This window comes from Anaeromonas frigoriresistens, assembly GCF_016820655.1.
Classification (GTDB): Bacteria; Bacillota; Clostridia; order Tissierellales; family SIT17; genus Anaeromonas; species Anaeromonas frigoriresistens.
The window spans coordinates 35,285-56,952 of record NZ_WSFT01000039.1; the positions used below are offsets into that span (position 1 = coordinate 35,285).

Consider the following 21,668-nt stretch of genomic DNA (forward strand, 5'->3'; position numbering starts at 1 on the left):
AAAGTTATCATAAAGGGGATGGATGCTATTATAAGAAGAATTTATGTAGAAAAAAGAAAAGATTTTAATAGTCCAGCTAAGGAATTATTAGGTACACTAAAAGAAAATTTAGGACTAAAAACAGTAAAGGATCTTAGAATTCTTAATAGATATGATATCGAAGGTATAGAAAATGATCTTTATCAAAAAAGTAAAACAACAATATTTTCAGAGCCCAATGTAGATATATTATTTGAAGAAGACTTTCCTATAGAAAATGATGAAATAGCTTTTGGAGTAGAATATATACCAGGACAATATGATCAAAGGGCAGATTCTGCTATACAATGTATTCAAATATTAAAGGAAGATAGCACTCCCATTATAAACACAGCTAAAATTATTGTATTAAAAGGAACATCAAAGAAAGAGATAGATAAGATAAAGAAATATATTATTAACCCTGTGGATTCTAGAGAGGCAACCTTAGAGAAACCTGAGAGTATAGATATTAAATATGAAGAACCTTTTGAGGTAATGACATTAGAAGGATTTATAGATAGAGAACAGCTTAAAGCTAAGGATATCAAAAGAAATTTTAATTTAGTAATGAGCGATGATGACATAGATTTTGTAAGGGAATATTTTAAAAATCGAGAGAATAGAAATCCTACAATAACAGAGGTAAGAGTACTAGATACTTATTGGTCTGATCACTGCAGACATACTACTTTCATGACAAATATTGATGAAGTCAAGATTGAAGAGGGTTATTATAATCAGTCTATTAAAGATTCATATATTGATTATCTGAAATCTAGAAATTTTGTATACGGAAATGAGGATAGGGATATAACCCTCATGGATATTGCTACTATTGCTATGAAAGAGATGAGAAAAAGAGGTATTTTAGATGATTTAGAGATATCAGAGGAAATAAATGCAGCCAGTATAGAGGTTGATGTAGATGTTGATGGACAGATAGAAAAGTGGTTAGTGATGTTTAAAAATGAAACTCACAATCATCCAACAGAAATAGAACCTTTTGGAGGAGCTGCTACTTGTCTTGGAGGTGCAATTAGAGATCCTTTATCCGGGAGAAGTTATGTATATCAAGGAATGAGGATAACTGGCAGTGGTGATCCTAGGATAGACATATCTAGAACCACCAAAGGTAAACTTCCTCAAATAAAGATAACTACTGAAGCAGCAAAAGGATTTAGCTCCTATGGAAATCAGATAGGATTAGCTACAGGACAAGTATCAGAAGTATATGATGAAGGATTTATCGCCAAGAGAATGGAGATAGGAGCAGTTATAGCTGCAACTCCTAAAAAAAATGTTATAAGAAAATCTCCTCAACTAGGAGATGTAGTTATTTTATTAGGAGGTAAAACGGGAAGAGATGGATGTGGAGGAGCTACAGGGTCATCAAAGAAACATGATGAAACTTCATTATCTAAATGTGGATCAGAAGTACAGAAGGGGAACCCTCCTGAGGAGAGAAAGATACAAAGATTATTTAGAAATAGTCAAGTATCTACGTTGATAAAGAAATCTAACGACTTTGGAGCAGGAGGAGTAGCCGTTGCAATTGGTGAATTAGCCCCCAGTATTAATATAAACTTGGATAAGATCCCTAAAAAGTATAAAGGATTAGATGGTACAGAATTAGCTATATCAGAGTCTCAAGAAAGGATGGCTGTGGTGGTAGATAGTAAGAATGCAAATAGATTTATTCACCTAGCTCAACAAGAAAATTTACAGGCTACAATTGTAGCAGAAATAACTGATAACAATCGTCTAATCATGGAATGGAAGGGAAAGAAAATAGTAGATTTAGATAGATCATTTCTAGATACAAATGGCATAACTCAAAGAACTAGCGTATTTGTAAGGAATCCAAGTCAAATTGAAAATTACTTTAATAGTTATACAAGAATACAAGATGTAATAGATATAAAAGCTGATTGGATTAATACATTAAAAGATCTAAATATAGCTGATCAAAAAGGATTAAAAGAAAATTTTGATAGTACAATAGGAGCATCTACAGTTGTTTTACCCTATGGAGGGAAATATGGACTTACGGAAGCTGAAGGTATGGTAGCTAAAATTCCAGTATTAAAGGGAGATACTAGAACTTGTACAATCATGACTTATGGGTATAATCCTAAAATAGCAAAATGGAGTCCTTTTCATGGGGCTATGTATTCGGTATTACACTCTATAGCAAAAATAGTAGCTTTAGGAGGAGAATTAGACGGTATACGCCTTACACTACAAGAATATTTTGAAAAACTAGGTACTAATCCTGAAAAATGGGGAAAACCCTTTGGAGCTTTATTAGGAGCTTTGAAGGTTCAAAAAGAATTAAATATTCCCGCAATAGGTGGAAAAGATAGCATGTCTGGCACATTTAAAAATTTAAATGTACCTCCTACATTAGTATCCTTTGCTGTAGCTCCCTCAGATGTAGAGGATATTATCAGTCAAGAATTTAAAAAGGTAGGGAGTAGAGTAGTTTTATTAGAAGTAGAAAAAGATGAGATGGATATACCAAAATTCAAACAACTTAGAAAGAGTTATAGAAGGTTAAATGAATTAATTAAAGAAGGAAAGGTTTTGGCAACTCATACTATTGGTCACGGAGGAATTACTGAGTCTGTAACAAAAATGGCTATTGGAAATAAAATAGGAGTTGAATTTATAGGAGAAGTAGACTTATTTAAACCTGACTACTGTTCTCTTTTAGTTGAAATGAATGAGAATGATTTAGAAAAATTAAAGGATATAAGACATAGAGTTATTGGTAAGACAATTAAAAATCCTATTATAAAATATGGTGAAGTAGATATAGCATTAGATGAAGTAATTTTAGCATTACAAGAACCATTAAAAAAGATATTTCCGATTAAAGGTAAAAAAATAACCCATGCTTTAGATATAAAATACACTAAAGGAAATTTAATAAAAAGATCAATAAACATAGTTAATCCAAAGGTGTTCATACCAATATTCCCGGGCACTAATTGTGAATATGATATGATAAGAGCTTTTGAAAGGTCTGGAGGAGAAGTAGAGACTTTTGTATTTAATAATCAAAGTGCTATAACAATAAGAGAATCTATCAGAAGCATGAAGAAAATAATTGAAAGATCTCAAATTATAGCATTACCTGGAGGATTTAGTGCAGGGGATGAACCAGAAGGTTCAGGGAAATTTATTGCAACAATATTTAGAAATCCATATATAAAAGAAAGCATTTCTAATCTACTAGAAAATAGAGATGGTCTTATTTTAGGAATATGTAATGGATTTCAAGCACTAATAAAATTAGGATTGCTACCCCAGGGGGAAATAATTGATATTAATGAAGAATCTCCTACTTTAACCTTTAATAATGAAATAGGACATATATCAACTATTGTAAAAACAAAAGTAGTATCTAATTTATCTCCATGGCTAAATGAAGTGAATATAGGAGATGTTCACAAAATACCTATATCCCATGGGGAAGGTAGATTTGTAGTATCAGAAAAGATGCTAGAGAAACTTATCTCCACTGGTCAAATAGCTACTCAATATTTAGATTTTAATCCCAATGGTTCAACCTTGAATATAGAAGGCATTACTAGCCCTAATGGTAGGGTCTTTGGAAAAATGGGACATTCTGAGAGAGTGGGTAAGGGATTGTATAAAAATAATCCAGGGAATTATGATCAGAAGATATTCCAATCAGGAATAAATTATTATAAATAAGGAGGAGGTATATATGAAAATAGCAATAATAATGGGCAGTGACTCAGATTATCCAATAGTAGGTAAGGGTGTGAGAATATTAAAGGACTTTGGAGTAGAAGTTGAAACAAGAGTAATATCAGCCCATAGAACTCCATTTAAAGCTATAGAATTCGCAAATAATGCAGAAAAGAATGGATTTGAATTAATTATAGCTGCAGCAGGAAAAGCTGCTCATCTACCAGGGATATTAGCTGGGATATCCATTTTGCCGGTGATAGGATTACCAATAAAGTCATCTACTATGGATGGGATGGATTCTTTACTATCGATAGTTCAAATGCCAAAAGGAGTACCAGTAGCTACTGTAGCTATAAATGGAGGCGAAAATGCAGCTTTATTAGCTATTCAAATATTATCGGTTAAATATCCAGAGTTAAAGGAAAAGCTTAAAGCTTATAGAGAGATAATGATTAAAGAAGTGGAAGAAAAGGATAAAAGAATAACTAAAATAAGTAGAGATGAATAGGGGGAAATCTATTATGAAAAAATTAGATATGCTATATGAGGGTAAAGCAAAAAAAGTATATAAAACTGATGATTCTAACGCATATATTATCGAATATAAAGACGATGCTACAGCTTTTAATGGAGAGAAAAAGGGAACGATTTTACAAAAGGGTGTAATAAACAATAAAATGTCAGCCTTACTATTCAAAGTTTTAGAAGAAAGGGATATCCCTACTCATTTTATTGAGTTATTAAATGATAGAGAGATGATAGTTAAAGATGTGGATATTTTACCCCTAGAAGTAATCGTTAGAAATGTTGCAGCAGGTTCCTTAGCAAAAAGACTTGGACTAGAAGAAGGAACAAAAATGAAAAATACAGTCTTAGAGTTTTGTTATAAAGATGATGACTTAGGAGATCCAATGATAAATGAATATCACATAGAGGCAATAGATTTAGCCACACCAAATCAAGTAGAAAAAATCAAGAACTATGCCTTTAAAATAAATGAAATATTAACTAAATATTTTGGAGAGAAAAATATTGATTTGATCGACTTTAAATTAGAATTTGGTATCCATAAGGGAGAAGTAATATTAGCAGATGAAATTTCTCCAGACACATGTAGACTATGGGATAAAAATAGCAAAGAAAAGCTCGATAAAGATAGATTTAGAAGAGATTTAGGGAATGTAGAAGATGCATATAAAGAAGTATTAGGAAGATTAAATAATTAGTTGGGGGTCTTAGATATGTATAGAATATCTTCAGATAAGCTAAAAGAAGAATGTGGAGTCTTTGGTATTTATTCAAAATCTATAGAAGATATATCACAACGAATTTATTTTGGTCTTATATCTTTGCAGCATAGAGGACAAGAAAGTGCTGGGATTGCTGTGTGTAAGGATAAAAGAATGAACTATTATAAAGAAATGGGTCTTGTTAGAGAAGTATTCAATGAGAAAATATTAAAGAGGTTAGAAGGAAATATAGGTATAGGTCATGTTAGATATTCCACTACTGGAGATAGTCATGTGATCAATGCTCAACCTCTAGTTGTTCAATATATAGGTGGTTCAATAGCCTTAGCTCATAATGGAAATCTAATAAATGCTCCTAAAATAAGAAAAGAGATGGAGAAACAGGGCTATATTTTTCAAACCTCTATTGATACGGAGGTAATTGCCACTTTGATTGCCAAAAATTACAGTTATGGATTAGAAGAATCTTTAATAAGAACAATGAAAAGTATAAAAGGAGCTTATGCATTAAATTTAATATACGAAGATAAACTTATAGGAGTAAGGGATCCTAATGGATTAAGACCTTTAGCTATAGGTAAATTAGACGATGGTTATGTATTATCATCTGAGAGTTGTGCCTTTAATGTAATAGGAGCAGAATATATAAGAGATGTAGAGCCAGGAGAAATAGTAATAATAGATGACAATGGAATAAACTCAATTACCTTTTCAAATGAAAAAAAGAAAGCCCTCTGCTCTTTTGAATTTGTATACTTTTCTAGACCAGATAGTATATTAGATGGTCGAAGTGTATATAAGAGTAGGATAGAAGCAGGAAAAATATTATCTAAGGAAGCTCCAGTGGAAGCAGATTTAATTATGTCTGTCCCAGATTCAGGTACATTAGCTGCTATAGGATATTCTGAAGAATCAGGAATCCCCTTTAGAGAAGGATTAATTAAGAATAAGTATCTAGGTAGATCATTTATAGAACCCTCTCAAGATATGAGAGAATTATTAGTGAAATTAAAATTAAGTGTATTAAGAGAGAATGTAGAAGGGAAACGAATAATATTAGTAGATGATTCAATAGTAAGGGGTACTACAAGTAAAAAGATAATATCTATGTTAAAAAAAGCAGGAGCTAAAGAGATTCATGTGAGAGTGAGTTCTCCGCCAGTTAAATATTCCTGCTATTTTGGGATAGATACCCCGGAGAGAAAACATCTTATAGCTTCAGAGTACTCATTAGAGGAAATTAGACAAAGAATTGCTTGTGATAGTATTGCATTTTTAAGTGAAGAGGGGCTTATCAAGTCTATAGGACTTAAAGATAATATCTGTACAGCTTGCTTTAAAGGTGACTATCCAATGGAAGTTCCTGATACATTATGTAAGTTTTCTATGGAAAAATAGGGGGGTGGAGATATGACAGATAGATTAACATATAGTGACTCGGGTGTAAATATAGATGAAGGAAATAAAGCCATAAATCTTATGAAGTCTCATATAACAGAAACATTTTCAAAGGATGTGATATCTACTATAGGAGGCTTTGGAGGATTATTTAATCTAGATCTTACAGGAATTAATAATCCTGTTTTAGTTTCAGGAACAGATGGAGTAGGGACCAAACTATTGTTAGCATTAATGATGGATAAGCATGATACTATTGGAGAAGATTTAGTAGCCATGTGTGTAAATGATATATTATGTCATGGAGCAAAACCATTATTTTTCTTAGATTATTTTGCTACAGGAAACCTTGAAGGAGAAAAGGTAGCAGAGGTAGTTAAAGGGATAGCAAATGGATGTAAACTAGCTAGTTGCTCTTTAATTGGAGGAGAAACAGCAGAGATGCCAGGGCTATATAAAGGTAAGGAATATGATTTATCAGGCTTTGCAGTAGGAGTAGTGGATAGAGAAAAGTTGATAGACGGTAGAAATATAAAAACTGGGGATATAATCATTGGATTACCTTCTAGTGGAATTCATAGCAATGGTTATTCTTTAGTTAGAAAATTGTTTTTTGAAAAATTAATGTGGACCCATGATACCTTCATTCAAGAATTAGGCAGTACATTAGGGGAGGTCCTTTTGACTCCAACCAAGATATATTGGGATATAGTTTCTAGACTTAGTGAAAAATTTGATATTAAAGGTATGGCTCATATAACTGGAGGAGGATTTTATGAGAATATACCACGGATAATACCCAAGGGGTTAGGAGTAGATATAGACTTATCAAGTTGGGATAGACCTGAAATTTTTAAATTAATACAGAAATTAGGGAATATCCATAGAGATGAAATGTTTAGAACATTTAATATGGGCATAGGATATATTATTGTAGTTTCTAAAGATGAATCAGATATTGTATTAGATGAGATGAAAGCCATAGATGAAAAGGCATATATAATCGGTGAAGTAGTAGATACTCATTCAGGAGTAAAATTATGGCAGGAATAAAAATAGCAGTTTTTATTTCTGGTAGGGGCAGTAATTTAGAAGCTATATTAGACAGTATTAATAGAGAAGAGATTAAGGGAGAAGTGGCTTTAGTTATATCTGATAGGAAAGATGCTAAAGGACTAGAGCGGTCAAAAGAAAGAAGTATACCCTCAGTATATATAGGAAAAAGTAATTATTCTGACAATGAAAGTAGAGTAGATAAAATTTTAGAAGTGTTAGAGTTAAAGGAAATTGACCTTATAGTATTAGCAGGGTATATGAGTATAGTAGATACAAGTATCGTTAGAAAATATAAAAATAAGATTATAAATATACATCCTTCGTTAATTCCTTCTTTTAGTGGGAAAGGATATTATGGTTCATTTGTCCACAAAGCTGTATTAGACTATGGAGTCAAAATAACGGGAGCAACAGTCCATTTTGTTGATGAAGATACTGATACAGGACCTGTTATTATACAAGAAGCAGTAAAGGTTTTTGATGAAGATACGGTAGATAGTTTATCTAAAAGAGTATTAGGGATAGAACACGAGATACTACCTAAAGCAATAAAATTGTTTGCAGAAAATAAGCTTGTTATTGAAGGAAGGATAGTAAAAAGGAGGGACTAATTATGATAAAAAGAGCTTTAATTAGTGTATCTAATAAAGAAGGTATAGTAGAATTTGCAAGGGAATTAGTAAAAATGGGGGTACAGATTATATCTACTGGAGGAACATACAAAAAACTAGAAGAGAATAGTATAGAAGTAATTTCTATAGATGAAATAACTAAATTTCCAGAGTGTTTAGATGGAAGATTAAAGACCCTTCATCCTATGGTCCATGGAGGTATATTAGCTATAAGAGATAATAATGATCATATGGAACAACTAAGTAATTTACAAATAGAAACTATAGATCTGGTAGTGGTAAATCTCTATCCTTTTAAGGAAACAATATTAAAAGAAAATACTACTATAGAAGATGCCATAGAGAATATAGATATTGGTGGGCCTACGATGCTAAGATCTGCTGCAAAAAACTATAGAGATGTAACTGTGATAGTAGACCCAAAAGACTATGAAAAAGTTTTATCCCACATAAAGGATAATGGAGATACTAACTCTGATTTAAGATACACACTAGCTAAAAAAGTTTTTTGTCATACTTCTAAATATGATACTCTTATCAACAATTACTTATCCAATGACGTTCCACAAGAATTCCCTGATGATCTAACATTAACATATGAAAAGATTGAAGATCTGAGATATGGGGAGAATCCTCATCAAAAGGCAGCCTTTTATAAAGAAATTACTAAAACTAAAGGATCTTTAATTAATGCTATAAAACTACACGGAAAAGATTTATCCTTTAACAATATAAATGATACTAATGGGGCAATAGAAACCCTAAAAGAGTTTGATAATCCTACAGTTATAGCAGTAAAGCATACGAATCCTTGTGGTGTAGGAGAAGGATATGATATTTATGATGCATATATAAAGGCCTATGAAGCTGATCCTAAGTCAATATTTGGAGGGATTATTGCAGCTAATAGAACTATAGATATAAAAGTAGCTAAAGAGATAAATAAGATTTTTGTAGAAATAGTAATAGCTCCTGATTATGATGAGGATGCACTAGAGATATTGAAACAAAAGAAAAATATAAGAATATTAAAATTGAAAGATATAACGGACAAAGATAACGGGCTTGATATAAAAAGAGTCACTGGAGGGTTATTAGTTCAAGATAAAGATAATAAACTAATAAATGAAGATTTAAAAGTAGTAACTGAACGTATACCTACTGAAAATGAAATGAATGATATGATATTTTCTTGGAAAGTATGTAAGCATATTAAATCTAATGGAATAGTTATCGCTAAAGATGAACAAACCCTAGGGGTTGGTCCAGGACAAGTTAGTAGAATATGGTCCCTAGAAAACGCAATAAGATATTCAAACCAATCTACAAAAGGTGCTGTAATGGCATCAGATGCATTTTTTCCATTTTCAGATTCTGTTGAAACAGCAGCCAAAGCAGGCATAACAGCAATAATTCAACCAGGAGGCTCAATAAAAGATCAAGAATCCATAGATATGGCAAATAAGTATGGAATAGCCATGGTATTTACTAGTATGAGACACTTTAAACACTAGGGGGGATTAGTATGAATGTATTAGTAATTGGTAGTGGTGGAAGAGAACATGCTCTTATATGGAAATTATCTCAAAGTCCTAAGATAAATACTATATACTCTATACCTGGAAACAGTGGAATAAGTGAAATAGCTAAGATATCAGATATTGATTTAAGTGATACTGAAAAGATTATAGATTTTGTCAAGAATAACAATATTGAATTAACAATTGTTGGACCAGAGCAACCTTTAGTAAATGGTATAGTAGATAGATTTAATGAAGAAAATTTAAAGGTATTCGGTCCTAATAAGAAAGCATCTCTCTTAGAGGGAAGTAAAGTTTTTTCTAAAAATTTCATGATAAAATATAATATTCCTACTGCAGCATATAAAGAAGTGAAGAATTATCAAAAGGCATTAGAATATATTGAAGATTTAAATACATTTCACTATCCTCTAGTATTAAAAGCTGATGGACTAGCAGCAGGAAAAGGTGTAATAATTGCCAAAAATAAGATTGAAGCAGTTCATGGATTGGATAGTATTATGAAGGATAAAATATTTGGAGACTCAGGGAATAAAATTATAATAGAAGAGTATTTAGATGGAATAGAAGCATCGGTATTATGTTTATGTGATGGGAATACTATTACTCCTTTAGAAAGTGTAAAAGATTATAAAAAGGCTTATGATAATGATTTAGGTCCTAATACTGGAGGAATGGGAACTTACTCTCCTAATAAATACTATACGGAAGAAATATCTATGAAAGTGAAATCCACAATCCTAGATAATATTATTAAGGGCTTTAAAAAAGAAGAAATAGAATATAAAGGAATATTATTTATTGGGATTATGATAGTGGAGGGTGTTCCAAAAGTTTTAGAATTCAATGTAAGATTTGGTGACCCTGAAACTCAGGCTCTAATGCCTAGATTAAAAACAGATATAGTAGATATAATAGATTCAGTATTGGAGGGAAATTTAGATAAACAAGATATAGAATGGTCTAATAAATCTTCTATATGTGTGATTCTAGCATCGGAAGGATATCCATTAAAATATGAAAAATACAAAGAAATTAAAGGGCTAAATTCCTTGGATAATTCTATAGGATTCCATAGTGGAACAATAAACAAAAATGGGAAAACATATACTAATGGAGGTAGAGTAATAGGAATTACCGGTTTAGGTGATAATATTGAAGATGCTATAGAAATAGTATATAAAGATTTAGAAAAGATAAAATATAAAGGAAAACAGTATAGAAAAGATATTGGAAGATAGCAAATGCTATCTTCTTTTTAATATTACATATTATTTCAAAGGATTTCTCATATATATGTAGAATATATAAAAAAAGGAAGTAATGTTGACTCGATTTTAAAGGAACTGGGGTTGTTTGATTATTATTATTATTGGTTACACTAGTATTTGGTATTTAATACAATAATATGGGAGGAATCATATTGAAAAGAACTATAATAATAACTTTAGTGTTAATTATGTTGTTAAATATATCTGGTTGTACATATTTAAAAGATAAATTGACCAGTAGTGATAAATATACAGAGGAAGAATTGCAAGAGAATCTTGATAAACAACAGGAAGTGTTAATGAATTTAAAGGAAGATAACGATATTGAAGACATTTCTATGTTGATAAGTACTTCTCATGATAAATTAAATAATTCAATAGGGTGGAATAGAAAACCTAAAGATTATAATCAATTTAAAAGATTAGGAGTTAAATTAGAAGATGCTGCACAAAGTATAGCAGACAGAGAATTAAAAAACGATTTAATAATAGCATCAAAATTATTAAAAAAGGGTGAGATAAAAAAAGATAGGGAAATGATAATATATGCCCATAGAATATTACATGATTTAGATTCTTTTTTATTTAGTGATAAACCAAAGGATAATTTTAAATCCACTGAAAAACTTACAGGAAAAAACAAGTATTCTTCTTTAGTAGAATAGATTCAAGGGTATAGATCAACTAAAAATAGATATTTATTAGGAGGTTAATATGATAAATTTTTTTGAATCATCCCTATTAAATATAATAATTAATATATTATGGCCTATGATTTTTGTCTTTGTGTTGATTTTTTCTGTGAGAAATTTTTATAAGTATAGAGGAGATAAAGATAAGTTTGATAAATCATTAGATGAGAAGCTAGAAAAAGGAGAAATAACTCAAGAAGAATATCATAGAATAAAAAATAGAGATATATTATAAGGACTCTTTAAGAGTCTTTATTTTTTTGAATAAAAGAAATAATCCTCCATACACTATTTATACTTAGGAGGATGAAATATGAGTTTTGTATATAAAGCAATAATATTATTGACGGCTGGAGTAGTATTTCTTAGGATTTCAGGAAGAAAATCAATATCTCAAATGACAATTTCTCATACGGTAATTATGATCTCTATTGGATCATTAATTGTTCAACCTATTGCAGAAAAAAGTGTATTAAGGACGGTAATAATCGCTGGGATATTTATATCATTTACAATAATTCTTGAAATCTTACAAATTAAGATGAATTTTATGGAAAAATTAATCACAGGTAAATCTCTTATTGTAATAGAGAATGGAGAAATACAGGTAGGTAACCTAAAAAAACTTAGAATGACAGCAGATCAGTTGGAAATGAGATTAAGAGAAAAAGGTATATCAGGATTTAATCAAATTAAATATGCTACAATAGAACCAAATGGCCAGTTAGGATATGAGTTAAAAAGAGAATATAAGCCTTTAACTATAGGTGAATTTGAAAAGCTCATAAGTGGAAATATCAATATGGATAATTCATCAAATATATTTGATGAGATTAAATATACTAATAAAGATAATAAAAAATTGAAATAGCATTAGATAAAATTCATTTATAAAGGGCAGAATATTAACATTATCTGAGTTGTAGGTGGTGTTTATGTGTATAATTTTATAGGTTATAAAATAGAGAGTGACAGTACATTGATCCTCTATTTAGAAGGTGATTTAAGTGAATTTGCTAAGGAGTTTAATGGACTAGAGGAAAATAAATCAGAAAGATTTGAAGAAGGTATATTAAATTATGTTAAAAATAATATGCCAAATATTAAGTTCAAAACAGTAAAGGTTATGTTGGGACCCTTACTTATAGCATCTCTTCCATTTAGTAGCATGCAAGCAGAGGCTAGTTCTAATGTAGAAAAAGCTCAAATACAACAGGATGAAGCTTATATTGTTAAATCAGGGGATACATTATATAAAATAGCAAATAAATTTGGTGTAGATATAGGAGAACTGAAGGAAATAAATAATCTTAGTAACAATATGATATATCCTGGACAAAAATTAATAATTCCTCAAAACTTAAAGGGTATTTATATTGTAAAATATGGAGATACTTTATATGAAATTTCTGCTAAATATAATATAAGTGTAGAAGAATTAAGAATTCATAATAAATTAGTGAGTAATATGATATATCCTGGAGACGAAATATATATTCCATCATCTGATATACTTCAAACTATTCATAAATTATCTCCGGGGATTATTAGGTTAGGACATAATGGTGAAGATGTAAAAAGGGTGCAGAGAGCATTAAATACTTTAGGATACATTATAAAGGAAAGTGGAGAATACGATAAAACAACAGAATGGGCTATTAAAGACTTCCAAAGTCAATATTATAAGTTAATGAATGATGGAGTATATGGTCCTAATACTAGAGAATATCTAATAAAAGCTATATTGTCAGACCATAGAATAGTAAATAACTTTAGCAATACATTAGTAGTAGTAAATAAAGAGTATAGTTTACCTTTTGATTATGAACCAGAAAATTTAGTTATACCTAGTGTAAGGTTTACATTTGAAGAATATGATGAGAAAAAGCTATTAAGACATGATTCTGCTAGTGCTTTAAAAGAATTGTTTATATCAGCTAAAAAAGAAGGGGTAATTCTTTATGCTCAATCGGGATATAGATCCTATGATAGACAAAGACAAATATTTGGTATAAAAACAATGACTAGGGGAATGACAGAAGCAAATAGATTTAGTGCAAAAGCTGGAGAAAGTGAACATCAGACTGGATTAGCCATGGATATAACCAGTGAATCAGTAGGATTCAGACTTTCACAAAATTTTGGTGAAACTAAAGAAGGAAAGTGGCTCAAAGAAAATAGTTATAAATTTGGATTCATTATCCGCTATCCTAAAGGGAAAGAGAGGGTTACTGGGTATCAGTATGAACCCTGGCATATAAGATATGTAGGTAAAGATATAGCAAAAGAAATAGATGATAAGGAATTAACTTTAGAAGAATATATGAATATAAAGTAAGGAGTAGACTCTTGTCTACTCCTTTAAAAGTCTATTTATGTGGTTAAACCTAACTCTTTTCTTTTCTTTTCGATATGATCAATATAGATTTGTATTGTTTTTTCTGCATCCATTTCTACAACTACTTTTCCAAGGCCTAATGTTTCAGTGGTTTCTGTCAATGTTTTGACTACTAAATCACTTCCTGTTATAGATGGTACAGGAGCTACATGAACTAGCCATCCTAAAGCCACAGCAGTACAAGCATCTGCTACTGCCTTTTGTTCAAGATATTCAGGGGCACCAATAACCAATGGAAGTTTGTTGGTATCAACATCTAAAGCATCGGCTAATTCCTTTGCAGTATGGGTCATCTTACCGATATCTACACATGCACCATAAGTAAGCACTGGAGGAATTCCTAATTGTTTACAAACTGCTTTTAAACCTTCTCCACATTCATCTGCAGCCTTTGGATCAGTTAAGCCTGTATATTGCATTACAGCAGATGTACAGCCTCCGGATAACACAAGGATATTATTTTCAATTAATCCTTTAGTAATCTTGAATATATTACTACCTCCTTGACCATATCTAGCTGTAGTACATCCTACTATTGTTGCTATTCCTCTTATATTACCATTAGCTAATTGTTCAATTAGAGGGTCAAAGCTTCCACCCAAAGCATTTTTCACAGACTCTGTACTAAATCCTACCATAGTATCAGAAACATGTGGAGGTATATATGTTTTTTTATTAGAAGCTTTACGTTTTTTATAGGATTCAATAGCCATTTCTAGGGCTTTAGATGCTTGTTCTTTCATTTTTTCTGGAACAAAATCCAATGTCTCTGTTCCTTGTAATTTGATAACAGGGTGAGTACTTAATAATTTTGTACCAAATTTCTCTGCATATAATGGCATTGTAGGTACAGTACAATTGTAATCAAACATAAATAAGTCAACTACACCTGTGGCAAGTAGATACTCTTGAGATAGCCATTCTCCTTCTTGACCACCATAGCCTTTTTGATTATGAGTTCCTTCATAATTGATAAGCTGTTGACCTTCACAAACATGGCCAAGAATTTGCATACCTTCGGCTCCTGCATCCTTAGCTTTTTGTTGCCATTCATCAGTAGAAGCAAGGTCGATTGCTACATGGGCTAATAGAGGCATATGACCATTAGTTATAATATTAATCATATTATCTTTTAATAATCCCATATTTTGCTTCTTATGAGCTATTTCTTGAGTACCCATCAATATTTCTTGGATTATATCTAGAAGGAATAAGCCTTGATACTCATTAGCTACTCCTTGTCTAACACTATTTAATAAAAATTCTACTGGATCTGACCTGAAATTTGTCATACAGCTAGTTTGTGCATAGGCAACTTCACTATATCCTCCCCCAGGGAATAAACCAAGTTTTTTCCATAACTCTTTTCTCCTAGTTGGAGCAAAAGCTTCAACTGCCTTTGAAGGAATATCATAAGGACTGTGGATATCGTTCATAACCCAATTAGCAAAATCTACTGCTAATTCATTTATTGGTTTATTTGCATCTAGACCAGCCATATCTGAATACTTCTTAAGTTTTTCTGGATCTCTAATTTTAAGTCCACTTTCAGGATGTTCACCAGCTGCTTTTAGAGTTCTGGCTGCTTGGTGGGCATGGAATATGTTTGCTGAAGTCCCTATAGTAACATGTCTGTATACGAAGTTTCTAGCTACCATAGTATGGGCATCAACTCCGCAAGTTCCTCTAGGAGATTTAGGACTTATTCTACAAGGGCCATTAGCACATAATTGGCAAGATAGACCTTCTACACAAAATTTACATTGAATAGGTTGCTGTTCAGAGAATCTATCAAAAACATTTGTCATACCTGCTTTATTTACTGCTTGATACATTTCTCGCATGGCAGGGTCAATGATTACATTTAAAGGGTATCCATCTTTTCCTTGGTCATCCTTTTTTATATGTTCCCTTTGCCATTTATGTACATCTTCCATAGATGGAGACTTCTCAATTGAATTATAATCTATTTCCATATCATTATGTATATCTCCATGAATAGTAGGATCATTAAAATCCTTATTTGTTAATTGAGATCCTAAAGTTTTTTTATCACCTCTCATTCTCTCAGCACTACGTTCATAAGATTTATTGATGTCTTTATCTGACATAAAACTACCTCCTTATACATAAATTACTGCTTTGATTAGTGTATATATTAAGGTCTATTTTTATACATAAAAAATGGTGAAAGTAGAAGAAGTTAAAATGAATAGAAGAAAAATATAAATTACACCTATATTACTAAAAGAAAAAAATCATACTTTTGTAATATAGGTGTAATATTTAGTGCTTTGTTCCTAAAAAAATATAGGTTTTTTAATTTAATTTTTTAGTAGGGGAAAAGGGCTATTTTTACAAGAAAACCCTGCTATACTTAATATATGACATAATATTTTATCATTTGCTAAAATTACCTAATAATAATATAATAGGTATAGGATAAATGTTAATATATATTTGTATCCGTTAGGTAACATATTATTTGAAAAAATAGTATAAAGTAATAAATATGAAATATTATTTTTCTGTAAAAATTCATCATTTAGTGGATTTATATGGAGATTCACTATAGTATATAAACTGTTCGATGTCGAATTAATAGATGTTTAAGGATATCTATCTATAATTAAGGGGGAATATGAGTGAATTTAAGAAGAGTGTCTGCATCACTATGCTTAATTTTATTTCTTAATGTACCATTCGTATATGGGGATATAGAAAGTAAAAAAGACGATCTAAATGAGACAAACCAAAAGATGGATGAAGTGAAAGGTAATATAGAAGTTACTAAAGATGAAAAAAAGAATGTAGAAACTGAAATAAAAGAATTAAACTCTAAAATAAATAACACAAATAATGAACTTGAAACAATTCAAATTAATATAAATAATACAAAAACAGAAATAGAAAAAAGTAAAAAAGAGATTGATAAAGCTCAAAAAGAAATTGAAGAAAAAAATGAGTTAGTAAATAAAAGACTTAGAGCTATGTACAAAACTGGCAATAACGTGAGCTATTTACATATACTTTTATCAACTGAAAGTATAGGGGATTTTTTACAAACCTTTGATACTATAAAAAAAGTTACTGATAAAGATCATGAATTATTAGAATCAATGGAAAAACAAAAGAAGGTCTTAGAATCAAAGAAAGATAAATTAACATCTCAAGAAAAACAACTTAAGTTATCAACTGTACAATTAAAAAATAAAAAAAGAGAATTGGAAGTAGCCTCAAGACAAAAAAATGAGTTATCTAAAGAACTAGACCAAACTATTCAATTGAGCGAGAGTCAATATCAAGAATTAATAAATGAATCTAATAAAATAGAAAAAGATATACAAAGATTAGAAGCAGAGGCTCAAAGAAAATTAGAAGAGGCAAGAAAAAAAGCAGCAGAAGAAGCTAAACGTAAAGCAGAGGAAGAAGCTAAGCGCAAGGCAGAAGAGGCTAAGAAAAATAATCAGGAAGGTACTGAAGCTCAAACACCACCAACTCCAGTTGAACCTAAACCTGTAGAACCTGTTGTGGAAAAGAGTACAGGTTATGTATGGCCTACTTCTGGTAGAATTACATCTTCTTATGGAAATAGATTACATCCAATCTCTAAAGTATGGAAAATGCATACAGGTATAGATATTGGAGCACCAAGTGGAAGAACAGTAGTGGCTGTAAGAGATGGTATTGTCATTACTGTAGTAAACAATAAATATAGAGGTTATGGTAACTATGTTATAATTGCTCATGATAACGGAACATCATCCTTATATGCCCATAATTCATCTTTATTAGTTAGTAAGAATCAATACGTAAAACAAGGACAAGCCATAGCAAGAGTAGGAAGTACTGGAGCTTCTACAGGACCTCATCTTCACTTTGAAATTAGAGTAAATGGAAAGCATAGAAATCCAATGAATTATTTAAGATAAATGAAACTTTTAAAACAAGCACTATATAGTGCTTGTTTTTTCAGGTCAAATATTTTAAAAGATAAGAATAAGAGGAGCTATTTGGCTCCTCTTAAAATTCACCTATTTCTAAAGTACCCATTGTAATACCCCTTTGGTTTCTATACTTAGATTATAAAGTATATATTTAGAAAATTCTATTAATATTATGAAATATTCAGATTATAATTAATTGAAAAATATGGTATTTGATAATATAATGAGATTTAAGATAGTAAAGGGGGATTGTGATATGTGGGATGTAATCTTGGGAATATTATTTCTTTTGATATTTATCATAATTATTAGAGAAGAGTATATTAGAAGAAAATATGAAGTAGTAGTTAAGTCTATAAAGGAAATCCATTATAATGCTTATTTTTCAGTAATGTGGTTTTTAATAGCAGTTATGTATTTACCCACAGATAGTATAAGGGAATTTAATAATAATGAATTGAGAGAGATTACGGACTCCATACCTTTTTTTACAGTAGCGATACTTCATTTAATATCTGGATTAAGAAGAAACTTAATAAATGAGTATGGAATAATAACTCATAATGCACAAGTAAAATGGAAAAAGGTATTGAATTATGAATGGAATGATAAAATTAAAAAGAAAAGAAATAAGGAATATTACATATTGAAGCTTTTAATTAGAACAAACAAATTTGATAAAAAAGTTTTTGGTTCAGATGAAAGAAAGATATTTTTTAAAATACCTATAGAAGATAGAGAAAAGGTAGAAGAATATTTAAATAGAAAGTTAAATACATGGGAGATATAAATAATGAAGTTGGATAAAGAAATATTAATTAGAGAATTAGAAAAAGATGAAAAGGCACCTCATGATTTGTTACTTCTTGCAGATCCTTCTCGAAAAATCGTAGAGGATTATATTAAAAGAGGAAAATGCTATCTGGCTATAAAAGAAAAAGATATAGTTGGAGTATATGTCTTAATATATACTAGACCTCATACAATGGAATTAGTCAATATTGCTGTTAATGAGAATTATCAAGGAAAAGGAATAGGGAAAACTATAGTATTAGATGCTATTGAAAGAGTTAGACAATTAGGAATGAAAACTTTAGAAATTGGTACAGGAAACTCTAGTTTAGGACAACTTGGCCTATATCAAAAATGTGGATTTAGAATTGTAGGTATAGATAGAGACTTTTTTATTAGAAATTATGAAGAAGAAATATATGAAAATGGAATTCAATGTACAGATATGATAAGGCTAAGCATAGATTTATAAAAGGATTTGAAGATAGCTATGAATATAGTTATCTTTTTTTATTAAATAAATATAAATAAGTAAGCAGGGTAACAGTAATGTTTTGAAGAATAAGTGTAGTAAGCAAGTTATTTTACTTTGCATTCTTTGAATTTTAGGAATGGTAGGATTAATTATGGCTATATTGGAGGGAGTTGTAGCCTTAAATATTGAGGAAGATTAAGTCATAAGGGGGATAATGGATAATGGTTGAAATGATCACGGAAAGATTAGTATTAAGGAGATTTCTACCAGATGATTGGAAGGACTTATATGAGTATTTATCTATTGAAGAAGTAGTTAGATATGAACCATATGGGGTATTCACAAAAGAAGAATGCATAAAAGAAAGTATTGAGAGATATGAGGCAGAGGATGACAGTAGTTTTTGGGCAGTATGTCTTAAGGAGAATGATAAGATGATAGGTCATATATATTTTCAACAAACAGATCCTAAGAAATTTATGACTTGGGCATTAGGATATGTATTTAATCCTAAATATTATCATAAAGGATATGCTACAGAAGCATGTAAAAGAATACTTCAATATGCCTTTGAAGATTGTGATGCCCATAGAATTGTGGCAGGAGTGAATGTAAAGAATATAGCTTCATGGAAACTTTTAGAACGTCTAAATATGAGAAGAGAGGCTCATTTTTTACAAAATGTATTCTTTAACAGAGACTCTTATGATAAACCTGTATGGAATGATTCATATAGATATGGAATATTAGCAGAGGAAGTTTAATTAATAAACATAGTAAGGAGAATAAACATGAAAAAAATTACAGAACTTATAATGGTAAGACATGCAAAAGTAAATTATACTCCTGATGATAGAAAGAGAGCTTTATCTAAAGAAGGGGAAAATCAAAGGCAGGATGTATTAAATATATTAAAGAAGAAAGAAATTGATTTGATTTATTCTAGTCCTTTTAAAAGGGCCATTGATACTATTAAACCCTATGCTGATTTCAAAGGGATGGAAATTAATATAATTGAAAATCTTAGAGAAAGAAAAATATCTGATGTATTTATTGATGATTTTGATTCTTTCGCTAATAACCAATGGAAGGACTTTGACTATAAGCTTAATAAAGGAGAGTCCCTTAGAGAAGTAAGGGAAAGGGGATTAAAATCAATAGAGTCTATTATCAGAGATAATAGAGGTAAGAGAATAGTGATAGGTACCCATGGTACTTTCTTAGGTGTAATGCTAAATCATTATGAAAAGAAATGTGACTATAGATTTTGGAGAAAGATAAAGATGCCTGCTATAATATCAATTAAGTATAATGAAAATGATGAAGTAATCAGTATAGTAGAAACAGAAATGAATGGCAATACTATAGTGATTAAATAACAAAACAAATAAATGAACCTCATATGAATTCATATGAGGTTCATTTATTTGAAGAAAATTGAAGAAATAGAAGGTATTAATAGTTTGATGGAGAAATAATCATAAGAAGGAGGGGGAAATATGTGGACACCATTAGTTGTATTAGGGAGTATAATTGTAGTTAGTTCTATTATATTATGGATTTTAGTGAAAATTAATAAAATAGATAAAAAAAATATCATATACAGATTACTAAAATTTCTTTTTATAATCTTGCCTGGAATATTAGTAATTTTCTATTACACATATTTAGTAACAGATACATCGGTAGATTGGTTTATAGCTTCCTGGCTTATCCTCATACTCTTTGGAGGTATGTATTTATTAGAATTTTGGGTGGAAAAAAAGAATGATATCAACTATGCTATTGTACTCATAAGCATATTATCTATATATGTTTTAGCTAATGCTATAAATGTTTTATTACTTAATGCTATAAATAATTTAGAATATATATTTTCTTTGGGGATAATAGGAATAGTTACTGAGAGTAAAAGGAATTATGGAAAGCTAACTGTAGTAGCAATAGCATTCATTATAGTATTAGGAATTGGAAATTTCATATTATCAGATAAATTAGATTTAGATTCTAAACCTATAAGAATCGCAAAAGAATATGCTTTAAAAAAAGGATATGATTTAGAGAAGATGGAAGAGCTAGAATTTAGTTCATCGAAAACTCGAAAGGCTCCTATAGAATTGATTTTTGTAAACGAGGATTACTCTAAGTCTGTTAAATTAGAGTACTATAAAGGAGAGATTCAAAGTTTTAAGTTAGAGAATTCTAATTAATAAAATAAAATTTTAAAGGAGTGTAAAGTATGGATTTAACAAGTCCTGCCTCAATGGCTAACTCAATATTTCTAATAAATATTTTAATTCTTATAGGAATGCTAGCAGGTGGTATTTACTTATTTGTATTAATAGTAAAGGTATCCAGAAGAGGAATCAAGGCATTAGATATCTATATTAATAAGAATGAAGAAGTAAAGAAATGAAATTATATTAGGACAGTTAGTTTTTAAGTGGAAAAATATTGATTGATGGGGGTACTAGA

Annotated in this window: 20 protein-coding genes; 19 read left to right on the forward strand and 1 reads right to left on the reverse strand. The window is 30.3% G+C overall.

Translation table 11 applies throughout. The features are described from left to right. The first annotated feature begins 18 nt into the window (after positions 1 to 18). From GOQ27_RS10505 to GOQ27_RS10560, 12 genes are all read left to right on the forward strand, one after another. On the forward strand, positions 19 to 3,741 hold the full coding sequence (locus GOQ27_RS10505) for a phosphoribosylformylglycinamidine synthase (RefSeq protein ID WP_203366821.1): 3,723 nt from the start codon (positions 19 to 21) through the stop codon (positions 3,739 to 3,741). A gap of 13 nt (positions 3,742 to 3,754) precedes the next feature. Beyond that, entirely contained in the window at positions 3,755 to 4,249 is a 495-nt protein-coding gene (purE, locus tag GOQ27_RS10510; protein ID WP_203366822.1) for a 5-(carboxyamino)imidazole ribonucleotide mutase, read from the forward strand. Between the two features lie 13 nt (positions 4,250 to 4,262). Further along, positions 4,263 to 4,967 carry a phosphoribosylaminoimidazolesuccinocarboxamide synthase gene (purC, locus tag GOQ27_RS10515; protein ID WP_203366823.1) on the forward strand — a complete coding sequence of 235 codons (705 nt, stop codon included), beginning with the start codon at positions 4,263 to 4,265 and terminating at the stop codon, positions 4,965 to 4,967. Positions 4,968 to 4,982: 15 nt separating this feature from the next. Beyond that, positions 4,983 to 6,389 (forward strand): amidophosphoribosyltransferase, encoded by a 1,407-nt coding sequence (gene purF, locus GOQ27_RS10520; RefSeq protein WP_203366824.1) that lies wholly within the window; start codon positions 4,983 to 4,985, stop codon positions 6,387 to 6,389. 12 nt (positions 6,390 to 6,401) lie between these two features. Further along, positions 6,402 to 7,442, forward strand: coding sequence for a phosphoribosylformylglycinamidine cyclo-ligase (gene purM / locus GOQ27_RS10525; protein WP_203366825.1), 1,041 nt, complete (start codon positions 6,402 to 6,404; stop codon positions 7,440 to 7,442). After that, positions 7,430 to 8,056: a phosphoribosylglycinamide formyltransferase gene (gene purN, locus GOQ27_RS10530; protein ID WP_203366826.1), complete on the forward strand. Its 627-nt coding sequence runs from the start codon at positions 7,430 to 7,432 to the stop codon at positions 8,054 to 8,056. The genes purM and purN overlap by 13 nt, the downstream gene beginning before the upstream one ends. A gap of 2 nt (positions 8,057 to 8,058) precedes the next feature. Continuing rightward, on the forward strand, positions 8,059 to 9,591 hold the full coding sequence (gene purH, locus GOQ27_RS10535) for a bifunctional phosphoribosylaminoimidazolecarboxamide formyltransferase/IMP cyclohydrolase (protein ID WP_203366827.1): 1,533 nt from the start codon (positions 8,059 to 8,061) through the stop codon (positions 9,589 to 9,591). 11 nt (positions 9,592 to 9,602) lie between these two features. Further along, positions 9,603 to 10,859, forward strand: coding sequence for a phosphoribosylamine--glycine ligase (gene purD, locus GOQ27_RS10540; protein ID WP_203366828.1), 1,257 nt, complete (start codon positions 9,603 to 9,605; stop codon positions 10,857 to 10,859). Positions 10,860 to 11,041: 182 nt separating this feature from the next. Further along, positions 11,042 to 11,554, forward strand: coding sequence for a hypothetical protein (locus GOQ27_RS10545; RefSeq protein WP_203366829.1), 513 nt, complete (start codon positions 11,042 to 11,044; stop codon positions 11,552 to 11,554). A 49-nt stretch (positions 11,555 to 11,603) separates the two neighbouring features. Next, complete coding sequence (locus GOQ27_RS10550) at positions 11,604 to 11,816, forward strand: SHOCT domain-containing protein (protein WP_203366830.1); 213 nt, start codon at positions 11,604 to 11,606, stop codon at positions 11,814 to 11,816. Positions 11,817 to 11,894: 78 nt separating this feature from the next. Further along, positions 11,895 to 12,452, forward strand: coding sequence for a DUF421 domain-containing protein (locus GOQ27_RS10555; RefSeq protein WP_203366831.1), 558 nt, complete (start codon positions 11,895 to 11,897; stop codon positions 12,450 to 12,452). Between the two features lie 66 nt (positions 12,453 to 12,518). Continuing rightward, positions 12,519 to 13,919 carry a D-alanyl-D-alanine carboxypeptidase family protein gene (locus GOQ27_RS10560; RefSeq protein WP_203366832.1) on the forward strand — a complete coding sequence of 467 codons (1,401 nt, stop codon included), beginning with the start codon at positions 12,519 to 12,521 and terminating at the stop codon, positions 13,917 to 13,919. 35 nt (positions 13,920 to 13,954) lie between these two features. On the opposite strand, the gene cooS is transcribed toward GOQ27_RS10560, so the two are convergent. Next, positions 13,955 to 16,090, reverse strand: a complete 2,136-nt coding sequence (gene cooS, locus GOQ27_RS10565; RefSeq protein ID WP_203366833.1) for an anaerobic carbon-monoxide dehydrogenase catalytic subunit — start codon at positions 16,088 to 16,090, stop codon at positions 13,955 to 13,957. 534 nt (positions 16,091 to 16,624) lie between these two features. Here cooS and GOQ27_RS17510 point away from each other — a divergent pair. The 7 genes from GOQ27_RS17510 (at position 16,625) to GOQ27_RS10600 (ending at position 21,609) form a co-directional block, all read left to right on the forward strand. Beyond that, complete coding sequence (locus GOQ27_RS17510) at positions 16,625 to 17,911, forward strand: murein hydrolase activator EnvC family protein (RefSeq protein WP_203366834.1); 1,287 nt, start codon at positions 16,625 to 16,627, stop codon at positions 17,909 to 17,911. 271 nt (positions 17,912 to 18,182) lie between these two features. Continuing rightward, positions 18,183 to 18,716 (forward strand): hypothetical protein, encoded by a 534-nt coding sequence (locus GOQ27_RS10575; protein ID WP_203366835.1) that lies wholly within the window; start codon positions 18,183 to 18,185, stop codon positions 18,714 to 18,716. A gap of 3 nt (positions 18,717 to 18,719) precedes the next feature. Then, positions 18,720 to 19,190 carry a GNAT family N-acetyltransferase gene (locus GOQ27_RS10580; protein WP_203366836.1) on the forward strand — a complete coding sequence of 157 codons (471 nt, stop codon included), beginning with the start codon at positions 18,720 to 18,722 and terminating at the stop codon, positions 19,188 to 19,190. Between the two features lie 224 nt (positions 19,191 to 19,414). Beyond that, a complete protein-coding gene (locus GOQ27_RS10585) occupies positions 19,415 to 19,957 on the forward strand; it encodes a GNAT family N-acetyltransferase (RefSeq protein ID WP_203366837.1) in 543 nt (180 codons plus the stop codon). A gap of 27 nt (positions 19,958 to 19,984) precedes the next feature. After that, positions 19,985 to 20,572 carry a histidine phosphatase family protein gene (locus GOQ27_RS10590; RefSeq protein WP_203366838.1) on the forward strand — a complete coding sequence of 196 codons (588 nt, stop codon included), beginning with the start codon at positions 19,985 to 19,987 and terminating at the stop codon, positions 20,570 to 20,572. A 120-nt stretch (positions 20,573 to 20,692) separates the two neighbouring features. Next, positions 20,693 to 21,403 carry a hypothetical protein gene (locus GOQ27_RS10595; RefSeq protein WP_203366839.1) on the forward strand — a complete coding sequence of 237 codons (711 nt, stop codon included), beginning with the start codon at positions 20,693 to 20,695 and terminating at the stop codon, positions 21,401 to 21,403. A 29-nt stretch (positions 21,404 to 21,432) separates the two neighbouring features. After that, a complete protein-coding gene (locus GOQ27_RS10600) occupies positions 21,433 to 21,609 on the forward strand; it encodes a hypothetical protein (RefSeq protein WP_203366932.1) in 177 nt (58 codons plus the stop codon). The last annotated feature ends 59 nt before the right edge of the window (positions 21,610 to 21,668 follow it).

Coding starts and splice junctions, on each gene's coding strand:
- GOQ27_RS10505 (WP_203366821.1), top strand. CDS start 19: ATGGATGCTATTATAAGAAGAATTTATGTAGAAAAAAGAAAAGATTTT.
- purE (WP_203366822.1), top strand. CDS start 3,755: ATGAAAATAGCAATAATAATGGGCAGTGACTCAGATTATCCAATAGTA.
- purC (WP_203366823.1), top strand. CDS start 4,263: ATGAAAAAATTAGATATGCTATATGAGGGTAAAGCAAAAAAAGTATAT.
- purF (WP_203366824.1), top strand. CDS start 4,983: ATGTATAGAATATCTTCAGATAAGCTAAAAGAAGAATGTGGAGTCTTT.
- purM (WP_203366825.1), top strand. CDS start 6,402: ATGACAGATAGATTAACATATAGTGACTCGGGTGTAAATATAGATGAA.
- purN (WP_203366826.1), top strand. CDS start 7,430: ATGGCAGGAATAAAAATAGCAGTTTTTATTTCTGGTAGGGGCAGTAAT.
- purH (WP_203366827.1), top strand. CDS start 8,059: ATGATAAAAAGAGCTTTAATTAGTGTATCTAATAAAGAAGGTATAGTA.
- purD (WP_203366828.1), top strand. CDS start 9,603: ATGAATGTATTAGTAATTGGTAGTGGTGGAAGAGAACATGCTCTTATA.
- GOQ27_RS10550 (WP_203366830.1), top strand. CDS start 11,604: ATGATAAATTTTTTTGAATCATCCCTATTAAATATAATAATTAATATA.
- GOQ27_RS10555 (WP_203366831.1), top strand. CDS start 11,895: ATGAGTTTTGTATATAAAGCAATAATATTATTGACGGCTGGAGTAGTA.
- cooS (WP_203366833.1), bottom strand. CDS start 16,090: ATGTCAGATAAAGACATCAATAAATCTTATGAACGTAGTGCTGAGAGA.
- GOQ27_RS10575 (WP_203366835.1), top strand. CDS start 18,183: ATGTGGGATGTAATCTTGGGAATATTATTTCTTTTGATATTTATCATA.
- GOQ27_RS10580 (WP_203366836.1), top strand. CDS start 18,720: ATGAAGTTGGATAAAGAAATATTAATTAGAGAATTAGAAAAAGATGAA.
- GOQ27_RS10585 (WP_203366837.1), top strand. CDS start 19,415: ATGGTTGAAATGATCACGGAAAGATTAGTATTAAGGAGATTTCTACCA.
- GOQ27_RS10590 (WP_203366838.1), top strand. CDS start 19,985: ATGAAAAAAATTACAGAACTTATAATGGTAAGACATGCAAAAGTAAAT.
- GOQ27_RS10595 (WP_203366839.1), top strand. CDS start 20,693: ATGTGGACACCATTAGTTGTATTAGGGAGTATAATTGTAGTTAGTTCT.
- GOQ27_RS10600 (WP_203366932.1), top strand. CDS start 21,433: ATGGATTTAACAAGTCCTGCCTCAATGGCTAACTCAATATTTCTAATA.